A 14,639-nucleotide genomic window follows, 5' to 3' on the forward strand; every position below is an offset into this window, starting at 1 on the left:
GTAATTTATCTACGGACCTGCCAATGTAGCTAATCATCAGCTTTTGATTGTTGGGCAATCAGCAGTGCTTGAATTTCATCCAGCTGGTTTTGGATTTGATCGAAGCGGTCATCTTCTTCCTCAGAAACGAAAAAATTAGTCACCGCACTTGTTAACGAACTAATTAAGCCAATCCCCATGAACATCAATACGACGCCAATCATCTTACCAACCGGCGTATGTGGCACCACGTCGCCATAGCCCACGGTGGTTACCGTTGAAATCGCCCACCAAAACGCATTGATTAGTGTATCGTGCTCAATCGCGGCAAAACCAATTCCACTGACCACAATCAGTGTTGACGTGACATATACGACATAAATGAAACCTGTTTTATATAAGAATGCTTTCCAACGCGTCATGAACCGGCCAGTGAAGCTAAACAGCCGGAAAAGCTTGAATAAGCGTGCCAATCTTGAAATTCGAAAGACGCTAAACATGACATCAAATGGCATGATTGATAATAAATCAAAAATATTGCCTTTAAAAAATCTCCATTTGTCCTTCGCGATTGCAAAACGCACGACGTAATCAAGGGTAAATATTGCTAAAATAATTTTATCTAATAAATAGTACGGCTCGGCATTGATAGTAATCACCGCTGCCAAATCCAGCAAGACAATTATCACCGAAACTGAAGCGAGCACTGCACTGAGGATATCGTAAATTTTCTGCCATTTGGTCAATTTTTCCATCACTTGCTGTGCTCCCTTCGTAGTTGTCTTATCCTTATTATCCCAATTAAATGTGAACAATTTTAGGGACATTTTTGAATATATCCCCCAAATAACTAAATCGACTATCCGGTTCCATTGCGTTAATGGTATGCTTTTATTAAATAACTCAAGGATGGTATATCTAATGTCAACTCAATTCACTGATTTATGGACACACGCCGGTACCTTTCACGCTGATGAAGTGTTTGCCACGGCCATGCTTTTAACCCTCCAACCTAACGCTGCTGTGCACCGTGTTAATGCGGTGCCTGCAGACATTGACACCGCTGCTGACAACGGTGCGATTGTCTACGATATTGGCGGTGGGCGCTTTGATCATCACCAACGGGGCGGTAATGGTGCGCGAGAAAATGAAGTCTCGTATGCATCGGCTGGTTTGATTTGGCAACATTTTGGCGCTGAGATTATCGCAACTGCACAAACTAGCGCTGATACTGATTTGCAACGCGTAGTGGATAATGTTGATAAACGCTTAATTCAAGGACTTGACCTCCAAGATACCGGCGAATTACAAGATGCGGGGGTTGCAATGACTGTTGGTACAGCCATTGCTAACTTCAACCCAGGTTGGGATAGCAATGATGATGCTAATACTCGTTTTGACGAAGCCGTCCACGTTGCCGCAATGATTCTTGAGAACACAATTAACCGTGCCCTTGGCTCACTGAAAGCTGAAGTAATCGTCAAAGCTAGTTTGGCGACCGCAACGGATGGTTTGCTCGTACTGAATCGTTATTTACCATACCAAGGTGTCCTCTTTGATTTAGCGGATGACACTATTTTGGTAGTTGTCTACCCAAGTAATCGTGGTGGTTATAACTGGAAAGTCACCAACGTGGAACCCCACTCATTTGAAGCAAAAATTCTCGCCCCCGAAAATTGGCGTGGCCTCAAAGATGCTGAATTGCAAGCTGTCACTGGTGTTGCTACGGCTTCATTTGTGCACACAGCCGGCTTCATCGGTGGTGCGCAAACGCTTGCCGATACTATCAAAATGGCACAGCTGATTATTACGCAAAATGAAAAACCCGGTCTTGCCTAAACTTCTAGTTCTAACGGTATTTAACATAGAGAAAAAAGCTTAACCAAACTTGCGGTTAAGCTTTTTTCTTGTAATAACATGTTATTCTGCGTCGGGACCAAACTGGGCTTCAGCCAAACTTTCGCTCAAGCTTTCAATGGTCTCATCATTTAGCATCCCCATCCATGCGTCCACGTTATCCTTGTTCTTATCACCAAGGGCATTCCCAATGGTCGTGAACATGCCACCAGCGACTTGCTGCCACAGCTTTTCAACTGCCCGCGTCATTTTCGCATCATTCCATTTTTTCGCCATTCCACGACCAGCATTCTTACGTTCTTCGTCGGCATAAGCGTTTTCAAACCATGACTCTACCCCGCTCTTAGCATTGGCTTCGATGTAGGCGATAAATTCTTTTTCGTTCATTGTTGCCCCCTTCAATATCATTTGCTATGGAACATTCTAGTATCCTTTAGTTCCCCAAGATCTTGCAGCAACCCGAAACCTCCGTGCTCCGGCCTTAACAAATGGCTTCATCGGTTAATTTATATGCATTAACCATACCACAATGCCAAACAAAAAGGAGCCGTTTTCCAGCCCCAAATTAACTATTCTAAATTTAAGCAGCAGCCGTTCTGACAGCAAATTACTTAGCTGGTTGCGCAATTAATTCCATTGCATGCTCACCATCAGCTTGTGTCAAAATGTAGTAAATATCTTCGATTTGATCATAGTCTTTCAACATGTCTGTATTAATACTCCTCAAGATTTTCATGGGATTTAGTATGGCTTTGAATTAAGCAAGCGGCGCTCATATCAAAATTTCCATACTAAACGACAGAAACGCATCAACTTCAACCTCAGTCAAACTTGATGCGTTTCAAAAATATTTCTTACATGCTTAAACTTGCTTAATACGGAAAACGGCTAAAGCATCGTAGCTATTTTCAGTAATGTTGAATGTTACTTTTTCAATTTCATATTCTGAATTTTGTGAAAGGTAATCATTGATTCGTGAATCAACATTTGGGTTTTGGCGTTCTGAACGGAATAATTTTACGTGTTGCATTAAGATCTCCTCTGTAGTGGTGACGAATTGTCAAGTTATGTTGTTTCCATCTTAACCGAATAGTCGTCCCCATTACCACCAATAACCCCCAGCTTCACAAAAGCTACTAACCTCATGCTATGCATTCATGAAAGCTTCAAGGTTAAGGTGCAGCGTACACGAATTTTCCCAACATTCCTACCATATGCGCATGTTATCGCCGCATGAAAACTGATTCATAACGGTGATTTATCAGGTTAAATTAACATTTTGCTTTTCTTGTCCACTACATACGTACGTTTATACAAATTTCGTTACATTTAATTCGTATTATGCATACATTTTGGCTTTTAAATCTGTTATTATTAAGGTATTAATTCAAAAACAGAAGGAATCTACCTCATGCATAAACAAACAGTCTACTTAGCTGGTCCATTTTTCTCCGATGCCCAAATTGATCGCGTACGGAAAGTCGAAGCACTCCTCAAAGCAAATGATACAATCGACGTTGATAACATTTTTGTGCCAATGGATCACCCTACTTCACAATACGCTTTTGGTTCTGTTGAATGGAAACGCGCCACGTTCCAACACGACATTCGCCAAATTGATAATTCTGACGTGATGGTCTTGATTCTTGATTACAAGCTCGAAGAAGGTAATTTGGAACCTGACAGTGGCACCATGATGGAACTTGGGTATGCATTTGCTCATAATACGCCAATTATTATTGTGCAATTCGATGCAAATGAAGCGCCCGTCAACTTGATGGCTGCCGAAGCGTACACCGCATTCTTCTGGAAAGAGGAAGTCGACCACCTCAAATACTACGATTTCAACACACTCGAATACAAAGCCGTTGAACGTAGTGTAATTTAACGAATTAAAACAGAAATAAGCTCATCATTCGTGGTGAGTTTTTTGTTTTGCATGGCCTAGTCCGCATGGCAAAGCTAATTTGTTTATGCCCAATTCTTGTTCTGGTATAATTAGGTTATAAAAACAACGAATCATTCCTGAATGCAACAAAGCCATGAAGGAGGAAATCATCATGAAAACATGTAGAAAATTAATTTTATACATTTTGACAATCACGTTGGTTTTAGGTATCGGTAGTGCGGTTATTCCGACAACTTCAGCCGACGCTAGTTTAAAAGTCGTCAAAAAATTACCAAAATCAATTGCCAAAACTTGGTATACGTCTGGTGAAAGCCGTGGGATTCCAGTCACTGCGACAACTAGTTTCAGCAAGAAAACATTCAAGCTTTCCATCAAAGTTGGCGCTAACAAAGAAACTACGACTTTCAAAATTGCAAAAATCTTGAAACATTCTAACAATAAGTACACAATCGTTTCCAAAAAAGATGGCAACCTAACCTTTAAATTAGTGACCAAAAAATTTAAAGGAAAAAAGTACAAGGTGTTAGCTGTCGATGACGAATCACTGACAATCTTATTCTTTACCACTGCCACCAAAGCTAAAGCGACGGGTTACAACTTTATGCAATGACTAGTACCTAAGTAAATATTTTGATTCAGAACGCAAAAGACGCTGACACTTAATGTGCCAACGTCTTTTTTATGCTTACTTTTCAGCGTCTTCTGCTTCTTCGTCTTCGGGGTCAATATCTGGGTGCCCACGTCGTTCGAGCAATTCAGTATCAGCCTTCTTAACAATCATCCGGTACAACAAGTTTTCCATTTCCTTGGCGTCAATTGGATCAAAATCATTAACATCAATTTGGAAAGTAAAATTGTTCACTTTTGTGATGACCCCAGTGAATGGTTTCGTAATACCTTCATAAGGAAGGCTCTTACTAAAACTAATCAAATCGTCCACGTAGTAGTCTGGAAGATCATCCATTTTTGCTTGGTCTTTGTTACTTGCCATTTTGCTGTTACCCCGTTTCTAATAGTGCACACAATTTGCTTACTCTATTATGGACTTTTTTTCGACAAATTGCATGCTATTAATCTTAGTTAATGAATATTTGTCCCACAAAAGCTGAAACTTCTGTGAACACAAGGGTTATTGGTATGTGAATCTTTTTAATTAAGCTAACATTATATTAACAAATAAATATCTTGAGGAGTATTTTATGAGCAACTCGATTGCAGAAGCCCGCGTTTCACGTTTACCTGAATCTGCTACTAAATTCAAAATCGGTATGCTACAACATAGCATGCAATCATTTCCTGATTCAATTGAAAAGACCGTGGCTGCAAACATCGCAACCGCCACTAAGCAAATTGAAACCCTTGCCCAAGCTGGTGCTAAAGTAATTTGTACCACCGAGCTTTTTAATGGCCCATACTTTTGCCAAGTCGAAGATCCCGAGTTCTTGCGTCTTTACGCGGAACCATCACCTGCCAATGTTGGTGGTAAAAAAGTTTATCCGGCAGGACACACCAATGCGCAGATGGCTCAATTAGCTGCCAAGCTTGAAGTCTTCATTGTTTCATCTTGGTACGAATTAAACATCGACAGCGCTGGTACGGAACACTTCTACAACACCTTGTCATTATTTGATGACACAGGCGCCGAAATCGGGACTTATCGAAAACATCACATCCCCCGTGGCCCTAACTATTTCGAAGATTATTATTTTGAAGCGTCTGGCGATGCCCAAGACGATGGCTATGTTGTCGTGCCAACCAAATACGGTAATATTGGCCTGTTAATTTGTTGGGATGAATGGTTCAGTGAACCTTCCCGCATTCTCGCCATGAAGGGTGCCGATTACATTTTCTATCCATCAGCAATTGGCACCGATGCCGCTTTTGAAAATGACAACTTGAGCAAAGCCCACATGTGGCAAAACGCAATTCGTTCACACGCCGTGCAAAATAATATTTATACCTGTGCAAGTAATCGCGTGGGAACCGAATATATTACCGATTTGCCAACTAACTTAACTGGCCCAGCAAACGGCCGTGAATTCATTCCATTTTTCGGGAATGGTTTTGTCGCTGACCCATCAGGTGAGTTGGTATCACGTTACGCCGGCAAAAATGATACCGATACCGCTGCAATGGGTGAAGTGGCTGAAGCCCCCCTCATCGCAGACATCGACCTTGATATGCTCGACGATTATCGCAAGAGCTTCCACTTCTTAACCTTCCGCCGCCCAGAAACCTATGATTTACTTACTGAACCGCTTGATTAACTGTGGTACGAAACATTATCATTCCGAATATTAATCGAGGCGCTCGCAATTATGCGGGTGTTTTTTATTTTTTGTAAAATCGTATTAATTTTTGAACGGTCATGCTAAAAAGTGCTAATTCATTTGAACTAGCACTTGTCTTTGAATTTGAAGTATTAGAACCGCTCCATTAATTATCACATTACTGTTTCGTGAACTTCATGCCAGATTCGGTGAATGATTGCTTGTCCTTAGACAAAGTTGCCGTTTCAGAATCATTACCAATCTTGATTGTCAGCTTGTCACCTTTAAATGTAACTCAGCTGGCAAGTTTTAATAGTCTACAACATTGCTATATATAATTCATAGGCATATATCAATTATATACTTTAAAGTATAATCAACTCATATAGAAAGAAGGACTTTGTCATGGCAAAAGCATTATGTATGAATTGTAAGAAACCTATCAACGAATTTAAAGACCTTAACGCAACGAAAACTTTGGATAAAATTTATCTTTGTGGCCCTTGTATGGAGGAATTTAATTTATCTTCGGACATCGTTAACCAAGCGAGTGCTGAAGAAATTTTGCTCCTTATTAATAATCCGGCAGAACGTGAAGCGATGCTTGAAGCTATCACTCGACACACTTCAAACATGGAAACCGTGGAAGCAGGTCAATCGGCTTATTCAGCTGAGCGCATCAAAGCATATCGTGCACATCAAGACATATTGGTTGAAAATGAGAATGAAATCAATCAATACTTCTTGTCACAAGCAACAACAAAAACTCAATATAAGACTTTAAAGTTTAAAGATTCTCGGTGGGGCGCACTTGATACAAGTCAAATTGATGAAGCATTAAATATTGAAGCAGCATTTGGGTGGCGTGTGTCTGCTGTTTCAACAAATGAATTGGGTAAAAATTCCGGAAGTGTGCCTCTAAACCTTGGCAGTATCGGAATTCAAGCAGGCGTAAACGCAACAGTTGACGTAACTCTAATTATTCTTGAACGACAAGTACCTTTAGAATTATTGAAATAGCAATTGAATAATCAATCTTATTTTATCTGTTTGTGATAAATTCTATTGGAACCGCCCCAGTAAGAAACATGAAATCGAAACGTTATCAGCATAATAGACATGGCCATTCTTTTTATTTACGGGGAACATGGTATTCTACGTGGGTTATTAATTGAACTGGAGCATTAAGGATGAAGAAAATTATTGTCACATTGTTAACTGTTCTAGCGTTCACTACATTAGGGAGTACAGCCGTATCAGCCAAGGAATACATGCCGATACAAGGTGTGTACTATGTGAAGCTTACTAAGCGTGTAAAGGTGGTCAAGATACGCAACACTTACCCACTAGCAAACTCATATGCTGTTAAAACTTTTTACTTAAAAAAAGGTACTAAGATTAAGATAACTCAACCAGCAAGTTATAACTGGGTCCGAGTCGTTAAGCCAACTAAGTATACTTATGCGATTGATAAACCTTATACTGATACTAAATGGTTTAAGGCCATCAAGAAATATCCTAACTTCTACCAGAGCTAATCTAAGCACGTCTAAGACCATCGAATATAAACGGTGTTTTTTTTTATTATGCCCATCGTTAAATATTCACACGAATTATGCTCTCCCTACCATTGAAGCGAAACTGCTAATCTTTCACGCTGAACATCCTTGCCACTTTCTTGCATAGATTTCGCTTTTGAGTCCAAAAAACAGAACGGTCATTCATTTATGTGCAATAAAAAAACCACCAACAGGGGTGGTTTAGTTGATGTTAATTATTTGCATTATTGACTTTCCAAGCATATGACTCGGTTTCGGAATTATAGCCCGTTTTCCAAATAGTTATGTTATCTTTTCCGTTTGAAGGCGTATACTGAATCCACGTTCGCCCTAGATATGGTGGAATTTGATTCAAAAATTCGGTAGGTGCTTTTTTTGAATAATACTCGCTGAGACCATATTCTTGATATGTGTCAGTATTAAATAGGTCAAAGCTACGGCCATTGAATAGTGATTCTGAATAGAATTTTTGCCCATTATAGATGACAAAATTATCGAACGTTAGAACAGTTGCGCCAGTCTTGATAGTAACTGGTCGTAAACATTCTACGTCTTTATATATTATGGTGTCACATATTGTAAACTCTTTTTTGAATAAACTATCATTATTACCGGAAATCATCTTATTTGCTTTGCTGATGTCATCGAGTAGTGATTGGGTTATAATTCCGATGACTTTTAGATTTTCTGGCGAATTCGGCCTTTCAGAATTAATATCATCAAGCAAAAATCCTGATAAGGTTATTAAAGAATCAGTAGTATTTTCCCCGATGACCGAACTCGGATATCTGTCAGTGATATATTTCGCCTGCGTAATTGCGTTTTTTGCATCAGTAAACAATTTACTATGATCTTGTTGATACTTTACAATAAAGTTTCGATCGTGTCTAATCGTAATCGTTCTAATGTTTTTAGGGGCCATATAGCCAGTGAATGATAATTTCACTGGTGAAAATTGTGTATTAAAGGCAACTTTTGTTGGTACTTGCTTTAGTACTTTTGAATTTGTTATATATTTGACTGTAACGGTATACGTTCGTATCTTGTACGCAACTTTAATTGTTTGGTTCTTCGTGATTTTAACCGCTTTAATTTTCTTAGGTGCAAGATAGCCCTTGATATTAAGCTTTTTTGCGACAAACTTCTTTTTCAACTGAACCTTAGTTTTAGCTGTTTTTAAAACTCGTTTACCATCAACGTATTTCACGATAACAGTTGCGTTACGCGCAGCTGCATGAGTAGTCGTTGGTGAAACTACGTTAATAAACATCCCTAAAGCTAACGCGGAAGTGACTAGCAAAGCCGTTGTTTTCTTCATCCCTAAAGAATCTCCTAATGCCTTTTAACGTGATTGTAGCACGTAGCTATATTATTGACGATTTAAGCTTATTTGTACATAAAAAATACCCACACAGCAAGCTAAAGCATCTTATGAGTATAGTTATTATCAAACTACCGATTGCGGAGTAAAAATACGAGTTAGATATGTAATTCAGCAACATAATATCCTAATTTTGAATACGTTCCGACAAAAAAGACATCCCCGGAAGAATGCCGCATCTCGACTACTGCCAGTCTAAATTTTAAGTTTTACTAGTTCCGATAAGCAGAAAATAGTATAAAACAAAAAACGCCGCAAACACTGATATACCAGCGTTTAACGACGTCTAATGATGTATTATAAATACTAATAGTGCGCATGGGGAGAATCGAACTCTCATCTCTGGAACCGGAATCCAGTGTGATATCCATTACACTACACGCGCATTCGTTTTAACAACAATATTAATTATACACATAATTCGAAGTTCAAGCAACAATTTTTCATATCCGAGTCGTCCCCCGTTTGTATTACCCATTTTTTAAATTTCCCCTTTGCAGTAATCCAATAAAATGCTAAAATATCCTTTGTTAACGGAGAATTACCCAAGTCCGGCTGAAGGGAATGGTCTAGAAAACCATCAGGTCATGAAAGTGGCGCGAGGGTTCGAATCCCTCATTCTCCTTACTAGAACTTCGCCGATTTCAGAGATAGTGACTGAATGGCTAAGCTTGCTACAACATCAAAAAATCGTCATGCCTGCGCTTTAATCAGCGTTGGCATGACGATTTTTCATTTTCAAACTACTTTATTTCACATAATCAATACAAATACATTAACTGACTATTTGTCACCCTTCTTACGACGTTTTGCCGCACCAAGGCCTAAGAATCCCAATAATGTGACACCTAATGCAGCCAACCAGTTATCGCTCTTTGATTCACCAGTTTGTGGCAAGCGATTTTGGTTGCTTCCAGTAGCTGATGAAAGTGGTGTAGTTGCTGTCTTAGTTTCAACATTCGTCGCCAAATTCGTGGGCATTGCCGTCGTGATGGTTGTTCCCCCACCTACCGTAGCAGTCGGTGTTGTCGCAACTTCAGAAATTAATGGTGCTTTTTTTGGTGTGCTTGGGGCAACTTTTTTAATGTCCTCAGGGATATTACTTGTTGGTGGCACAGGAACATCTTCGCCCGGTGTCCGCGTAATATCTTCATTAGGGAATGGTGTCAATGGTGCTTCCGGTGTAACAGGTTCACCTGGTATCTCCGGATTTGTTGGCGTATCTGGTTCCGCTGGTACTTCCGGATTCGTTGGCGTATCAGGTTTTGCTGGTACTTCCGGATTCGTTGGTGTGTCAGGTTCCGCCGGTACTTCCGGTGTTATTGGTGTATCAGGAACCTTATCCTTACCCGTTGCCTTGGCGTTAAACCAAGTGTAATCGTGAGTAGTTGTCGTGTAAGTGTATTGCGTATACGTTACCTTTGTTTCTTGTTTGGTTGAAGTATACGTTGGCCGGACAACATCAAATAATTGTGCTGGTGCTTGCACGCTCATGCGGAAATCCATCCCGTAATTTGATGCGCCAGTAGCAAAATCTTGATCATCAGAGCCAGCTGCAAGTTCAAACATGCTAGCGTGGTGAGTGTAGAACGAACCGTTATAATTGTTCCAATCAATCACGACAATTGCGTGCCGACCGCCAGCAACTGCTGGAATATCGTAGTAGCCGGTATATACCTTACCATTTATGTTAATTGATCCGGCATTATACGTCCCTTGAGCTGGAATTCCGTTAAATTGAATATTCAGCGCATTAAAGATTTGCGCCACAAGTTGTGGGTTATATGATGATGACGCTGGATTAATCGCTTGATCAAACGCACCGCTGTTAACTGCATCTTGCGTAATTTGCACCGTAATATTGGAGTTGAAGGTACCCTTAGTTGTGCCATCACCCGTATTAACAGATTGTTGTGAATCAGAATTAAGCACACTAATTGGCGCCGTTGTTGTACTTGATGAAGCCACGACTTTTGCATCATTAAAAGTCCCCTTCAATGCATCAGCAGCAGCTTGCGTCAAGCCAGATCCGCCACTAACAACCGCAGTACTACCAGTTGCAACCGCATTTGAGCCAGGTGTCAATTGATCTTTAAAGACTGGCGTGGTATCAACTGGTACCGTTGAAGTAGTTGATGTGTAACTACCAGCTGGTAATCCTGGCACCATATCAACATTGGTAAATGTTTGTTGCCCAGTTACCGTCACATCGGTATCGGCCGCCACATCCTTAGTTGGATCCACGTAACTTGTTTTAGGATCACTTGTGGTTGTTTGGTCGTTGAACAGACCGGCCGCTTGTAAGTCTGCAGGAACATCAGCTAGACTAGTCGAATTTCCCATCGTCGTTGCGCCATCAAGTTGAATGTCTTCTTGATCAGGGTTCGCATTGGTGTAATCAGCAATCGCCTTAGCCTCAGTCTTAGCTTGTAAATCAGCCAATGAATCTGTTGCAGCTACAGCCGGCGCTGCCGTCTTCAATGCGGTTACGCTAGCAGTAGTAACTACCGGTGTTGCGACTGCTGCTTGAACTACTGGTGTGGCTGCAGTATCAGCCTGAACTGCCGGTGTACTTGCTTCAGCTTGAACGGCTGGAGTAGCGGCTTGTGTCGTTGCAACTGCAGTTGTATCTGCTATTTTTTCAGTCGCCGTAGTGTCATCGGCGTCTTTATCAGCTGCAATGTTTGCGTGCAACTTAATGTTAATTTTATCTTTCTTAGCTCCAGTTGTAGCTTTAACTGGGAGACTAACCGTTGCATTTTGGTCATCAGTTTTTTCAACTGATGTTGGTTCATCTTCATCATAGACAGTTGAAGCGTTCAACTTCACCCCTGCGGCTTTACCAATCGTTTGCTTACCGACCCGTGTGCCGGCACCATATTTGGCAGCTGCTTTGGTAACTCCATCAAAGTGCTTAACCGCATCTTCTTTTGATACAGCATTTGAATAGTTGACGTTAACTGTATTGTGTTCCGTCTTATATCCGGTTTGGGTTGAAGTTGCATTCTCGTAGTTGGCAGTCTGACCTTCATCAACCCCTTGGGCAGTTACGGCAGCTTGGGCATCTGAATCATCTTGCGTGTTACCATCGTTACTACCGCTAGTTGAATCAGCCGAAACGCCAGCAATATTTGAATTACTCATCATAAACATTGAGGCAGCCGCAACCCCAGCACCTAACCAAATTTTTGTGTTTTTTGAGTTCTTAGCATTTTTTATTTCTGTGTCTTCAGTTGTTTGCATTTTCAAATCTTTTTCATTCACTGTCATTTTCGTATTTTCTCCTCATAATTTCATTAAATTCGGATAGCCCGGACGGCTCCTCATAATTTCATTGTATTCGGATAGCCCAGATGGCTCCTCATAATTTCAATAAACTCAGAACTGATTCTTTAAATCGACACGTAGTCGATTTCGTAGACCAGATGGCTCCTCAGCATTTCATTATCTGTTTAATTGCTATTTATTCTAGCGTGGGATTGTCGTTTCCGTACTTTTCAAGTATCGAATTACCGAGTTTCTATTGTCGGTGTTGTTTTTTTCGTGCTACTACGGTCTCAGACGAAATAAACCCTTTATTTGCTCAGCTTCAACCCGATATTGGTTGGAGTTGGTCGATTTGCTTGAATAATGTCCCTATTTCGGGCTTGGTAGTCACATTTTGTAACTTAGTTTCTACTTCATCTAGAGCATTCGCTAAGTCATGCGGCATAACCCGATTATGATTGGCATAATAGTTTCGGATAAACTCAATTAATGATTCACAATGCGCCCTCGCGTCATCAACCGTCATTTTCCGTGCTGTACTAAGCATGACCGCTTCGCTTAAGTCATTGATTGCCTCAACAACACCGACAAAATCACGGGGCACAATCGCTTGGCCAATCATTAAGTCAACTTTTTGGATTTGTTGGACCACACTATAATCTGTCGAAACAAAATTAGTATAAGCACCGTAATGAATCGGCATCAACAAGCTAGTAACATATTCTCGGCATTCTTCCTTAAACGTTGGTAAGAGCGCAGTAAAATCCTCTAACGCCTGGCATAACTGGTGATTTTCCATCACGACATCAGGTGTCGTTAACGCCACTTGATAAGCTGATTGTAGCGCTTGATACTGGGTGCTAATCGTTTCATCGGTTTGAGCCACATCGTAGTCATCCAATAAATTTTTCGCAAGTTCAAGTGCAACATCCATTGATTGAATTTTGACGTCGCGAGTCTTCGATGAAATGAGATCTTGATACGTACGTAAATCCGTACTTATTTTTTCAATATCATCCCCAGGCTCGAGCGCCTTTATTTGTTGTTTCACGTGTTGATATAGTGCCACGATTTCTGGGTCACTATTCAACTTACGTTCGGCTGCTTTTTGATTCAAATGACTCAATAAGCCCGTGATAAATGCGCGGACTTTTTGGATATGCGCAACATCGTCTAACTTCGGCACATCCAAAAAATCCGCCGCGTCGTCAACTAAATAACGCAAGGTCCCACCCATTGTTAAGTAGGTCATATTTTGATTTCCAAGATCTTTTCCAGACTTAAAAAAATCTACGTTTGCTTGATCTATTTCCTTTGCTACCATATTTTTTACCCCGCATCATTTAGTTTTTCGCTCATTATAATTATCTCATTATTTTGACAAATGAGCCCTTTACAAGGCTTGTGAAATAAAAGCCAACGTTGTCATAGCAGTAGCTACACCTAATGATAAGCAGCAATTTAAGCTATTAAAACTTAAATCTTTTTAAATACCGCTGTTCCCATTGAAAAGCGTTCCGCTAACGAGTAGGATAGTCGTTTGGAGCTATTATATTATTGATTGAAAGAAGACACATCTCATGAACAAAAAACTACCATTAATTCTAAGCTTAGTTGCTGCATTTGGATTATTATGTGTACCAATTACCTCGCATGCTGCGGTTAACCTCAGCGAAAACAGTCACAAGGCCGTTGCCGCTAAAGTTATCAAGACCACGAAAATTCCTGCCACCAACGTTTTTCCTAAAAGCTACAAAAATGCCACTCTTATCAAAAGTGGTACACATTTCTATCAAGCCTCAAGTTACATTAAATCAGTGTATTACGCTGCTGGTACCTTTGTCGTGAACAAGCGTGTCATGATTAAATATCACGGCAAGTCACATGCTTTCTACCAAGTTCGTAACCTATTACTTGAAAATGATCCTGAAGGTACTGACCACGAAACGTTTGTCCCTGTTAGTGCCGTTAAGCGCGGAATTAACCCCCAACAAACAGCCGTTGTTTTACACGCAAAAGCCATCAATCCACATTTGGAAACTGTGAAAAAATTAACACCTACGTATCAAATTCAAGGCTCTAACGTATTCAAAAATGCGGCCATGGTTAAGATTGATACCTTACCTAAGGGATTCACCTACTCACGAACTGGTTACCAAGTATTCTTGGCTGAACACGATGGTAACGTGCAACTTTACAATGAAATCAAATCAGGCGTAAACTTTTATTACATCAAAGTCGGTCAATACAACCTGGCCGATTAGCAATACTTAACATTAGCAGCGGTATGTGGAACTAATTCCCATACCGTTTTTTGATACAAAAATTACGTTCCTGTGTCAATTTTTTCCACAGATACTGCTCAAAAAATAATTACTTATCATTATCGAACTCCCAACTAATACGAAAAGCCCTCT

At 40.4% G+C, this 14,639-nt stretch carries 15 protein-coding genes and 2 tRNA genes; 8 read left to right on the forward strand and 9 right to left on the reverse strand.

The window, feature by feature from the left end; genetic code table 11:
* Nucleotides 1-29: 29 nt before the first annotated feature.
* The gene (locus EQG49_RS03610) at nt 30-806 is read right to left on the reverse strand and encodes an ion transporter (protein ID WP_133362688.1); all 777 of its coding nucleotides are present in this window, start codon (nt 804-806) and stop codon (nt 30-32) included.
* A 94-nt stretch (nt 807-900) separates the two neighbouring features.
* On the opposite strand from EQG49_RS03610, the gene EQG49_RS03615 reads away from it, so the two are divergent.
* Nucleotides 901-1,818, forward strand: coding sequence for an MYG1 family protein (locus EQG49_RS03615; RefSeq protein WP_165964757.1), 918 nt, complete (start codon nt 901-903; stop codon nt 1,816-1,818).
* A gap of 81 nt (nt 1,819-1,899) precedes the next feature.
* On the opposite strand, the gene EQG49_RS03620 is transcribed toward EQG49_RS03615, so the two are convergent.
* The 3 genes from EQG49_RS03620 to EQG49_RS13630 form a co-directional block, all read right to left on the reverse strand.
* Nucleotides 1,900-2,223, reverse strand: coding sequence for a hypothetical protein (locus EQG49_RS03620; RefSeq protein WP_133362690.1), 324 nt, complete (start codon nt 2,221-2,223; stop codon nt 1,900-1,902).
* Between the two features lie 220 nt (nt 2,224-2,443).
* Entirely contained in the window at nt 2,444-2,572 is a 129-nt protein-coding gene (locus EQG49_RS14045) for a hypothetical protein (RefSeq protein ID WP_279232820.1), read from the reverse strand.
* 126 nt (nt 2,573-2,698) lie between these two features.
* A complete protein-coding gene (locus tag EQG49_RS13630; protein WP_165964758.1) occupies nt 2,699-2,866 on the reverse strand; it encodes a hypothetical protein in 168 nt (55 codons plus the stop codon).
* Nucleotides 2,867-3,247: 381 nt separating this feature from the next.
* Between EQG49_RS13630 and EQG49_RS03625 the strand changes: the two genes are divergently transcribed.
* Complete coding sequence (locus EQG49_RS03625; RefSeq protein ID WP_133362691.1) at nt 3,248-3,724, forward strand: nucleoside 2-deoxyribosyltransferase; 477 nt, start codon at nt 3,248-3,250, stop codon at nt 3,722-3,724.
* A 172-nt stretch (nt 3,725-3,896) separates the two neighbouring features.
* Nucleotides 3,897-4,355 (forward strand): hypothetical protein, encoded by a 459-nt coding sequence (locus tag EQG49_RS03630; protein ID WP_133362692.1) that lies wholly within the window; start codon nt 3,897-3,899, stop codon nt 4,353-4,355.
* A 75-nt stretch (nt 4,356-4,430) separates the two neighbouring features.
* Here the strand turns inward: EQG49_RS03630 and EQG49_RS03635 are convergent, their stop codons facing one another.
* Entirely contained in the window at nt 4,431-4,736 is a 306-nt protein-coding gene (locus tag EQG49_RS03635; protein WP_133362693.1) for a hypothetical protein, read from the reverse strand.
* A 208-nt stretch (nt 4,737-4,944) separates the two neighbouring features.
* Here EQG49_RS03635 and EQG49_RS03640 point away from each other — a divergent pair, with 208 nt between their 5' ends.
* From EQG49_RS03640 to EQG49_RS03650, 3 genes are all read left to right on the forward strand, one after another.
* Nucleotides 4,945-6,012 (forward strand): nitrilase-related carbon-nitrogen hydrolase, encoded by a 1,068-nt coding sequence (locus EQG49_RS03640; protein ID WP_133362694.1) that lies wholly within the window; start codon nt 4,945-4,947, stop codon nt 6,010-6,012.
* A gap of 408 nt (nt 6,013-6,420) precedes the next feature.
* Complete coding sequence (locus tag EQG49_RS03645; protein ID WP_133362695.1) at nt 6,421-7,035, forward strand: hypothetical protein; 615 nt, start codon at nt 6,421-6,423, stop codon at nt 7,033-7,035.
* A 170-nt stretch (nt 7,036-7,205) separates the two neighbouring features.
* A complete protein-coding gene (locus EQG49_RS03650; protein ID WP_133362696.1) occupies nt 7,206-7,553 on the forward strand; it encodes a hypothetical protein in 348 nt (115 codons plus the stop codon).
* A gap of 232 nt (nt 7,554-7,785) precedes the next feature.
* Here the strand turns inward: EQG49_RS03650 and EQG49_RS03655 are convergent, their stop codons facing one another.
* On the reverse strand, nt 7,786-8,892 hold the full coding sequence (locus tag EQG49_RS03655) for a hypothetical protein (RefSeq protein WP_133362697.1): 1,107 nt from the start codon (nt 8,890-8,892) through the stop codon (nt 7,786-7,788).
* A 376-nt stretch (nt 8,893-9,268) separates the two neighbouring features.
* Nucleotides 9,269-9,340: transfer RNA gene (locus EQG49_RS03660), tRNA-Arg, on the reverse strand.
* Between the two features lie 150 nt (nt 9,341-9,490).
* On the opposite strand from EQG49_RS03660, the gene EQG49_RS03665 reads away from it, so the two are divergent.
* Nucleotides 9,491-9,580: transfer RNA gene (locus EQG49_RS03665), tRNA-Ser, on the forward strand.
* Between the two features lie 158 nt (nt 9,581-9,738).
* Here the strand turns inward: EQG49_RS03665 and EQG49_RS03670 are convergent.
* Both EQG49_RS03670 and EQG49_RS03675 read right to left on the reverse strand, forming a co-directional pair.
* Nucleotides 9,739-12,225, reverse strand: a complete 2,487-nt coding sequence (locus EQG49_RS03670; RefSeq protein WP_133362698.1) for an LPXTG cell wall anchor domain-containing protein — start codon at nt 12,223-12,225, stop codon at nt 9,739-9,741.
* A gap of 319 nt (nt 12,226-12,544) precedes the next feature.
* A complete protein-coding gene (locus tag EQG49_RS03675) occupies nt 12,545-13,546 on the reverse strand; it encodes a hypothetical protein (RefSeq protein ID WP_133362699.1) in 1,002 nt (333 codons plus the stop codon).
* 256 nt (nt 13,547-13,802) lie between these two features.
* On the opposite strand from EQG49_RS03675, the gene EQG49_RS03680 reads away from it, so the two are divergent.
* Nucleotides 13,803-14,486 carry a hypothetical protein gene (locus EQG49_RS03680; RefSeq protein WP_133362700.1) on the forward strand — a complete coding sequence of 228 codons (684 nt, stop codon included), beginning with the start codon at nt 13,803-13,805 and terminating at the stop codon, nt 14,484-14,486.
* The last annotated feature ends 153 nt before the right edge of the window (nt 14,487-14,639 follow it).

The organism is Periweissella cryptocerci, from assembly GCF_004358325.1.
GTDB lineage: Bacteria > Bacillota > Bacilli > Lactobacillales > Lactobacillaceae > Periweissella > Periweissella cryptocerci.

Bases quoted from the DNA above. Each gene is read 5' to 3' on its own strand.
- EQG49_RS03610 (WP_133362688.1), bottom strand. From the start codon at position 806: ATGTCCCTAAAATTGTTCACATTTAATTGGGATAATAAGGATAAGACA.
- EQG49_RS03615 (WP_165964757.1), top strand. From the start codon at position 901: ATGTCAACTCAATTCACTGATTTATGGACACACGCCGGTACCTTTCAC.
- EQG49_RS03620 (WP_133362690.1), bottom strand. From the start codon at position 2,223: ATGAACGAAAAAGAATTTATCGCCTACATCGAAGCCAATGCTAAGAGC.
- EQG49_RS14045 (WP_279232820.1), bottom strand. From the start codon at position 2,572: ATGAAAATCTTGAGGAGTATTAATACAGACATGTTGAAAGACTATGAT.
- EQG49_RS13630 (WP_165964758.1), bottom strand. From the start codon at position 2,866: ATGCAACACGTAAAATTATTCCGTTCAGAACGCCAAAACCCAAATGTT.
- EQG49_RS03625 (WP_133362691.1), top strand. From the start codon at position 3,248: ATGCATAAACAAACAGTCTACTTAGCTGGTCCATTTTTCTCCGATGCC.
- EQG49_RS03630 (WP_133362692.1), top strand. From the start codon at position 3,897: ATGAAAACATGTAGAAAATTAATTTTATACATTTTGACAATCACGTTG.
- EQG49_RS03635 (WP_133362693.1), bottom strand. From the start codon at position 4,736: ATGGCAAGTAACAAAGACCAAGCAAAAATGGATGATCTTCCAGACTAC.
- EQG49_RS03640 (WP_133362694.1), top strand. From the start codon at position 4,945: ATGAGCAACTCGATTGCAGAAGCCCGCGTTTCACGTTTACCTGAATCT.
- EQG49_RS03645 (WP_133362695.1), top strand. From the start codon at position 6,421: ATGGCAAAAGCATTATGTATGAATTGTAAGAAACCTATCAACGAATTT.
- EQG49_RS03650 (WP_133362696.1), top strand. From the start codon at position 7,206: ATGAAGAAAATTATTGTCACATTGTTAACTGTTCTAGCGTTCACTACA.
- EQG49_RS03655 (WP_133362697.1), bottom strand. From the start codon at position 8,892: ATGAAGAAAACAACGGCTTTGCTAGTCACTTCCGCGTTAGCTTTAGGG.
- EQG49_RS03670 (WP_133362698.1), bottom strand. From the start codon at position 12,225: ATGACAGTGAATGAAAAAGATTTGAAAATGCAAACAACTGAAGACACA.
- EQG49_RS03675 (WP_133362699.1), bottom strand. From the start codon at position 13,546: ATGGTAGCAAAGGAAATAGATCAAGCAAACGTAGATTTTTTTAAGTCT.
- EQG49_RS03680 (WP_133362700.1), top strand. From the start codon at position 13,803: ATGAACAAAAAACTACCATTAATTCTAAGCTTAGTTGCTGCATTTGGA.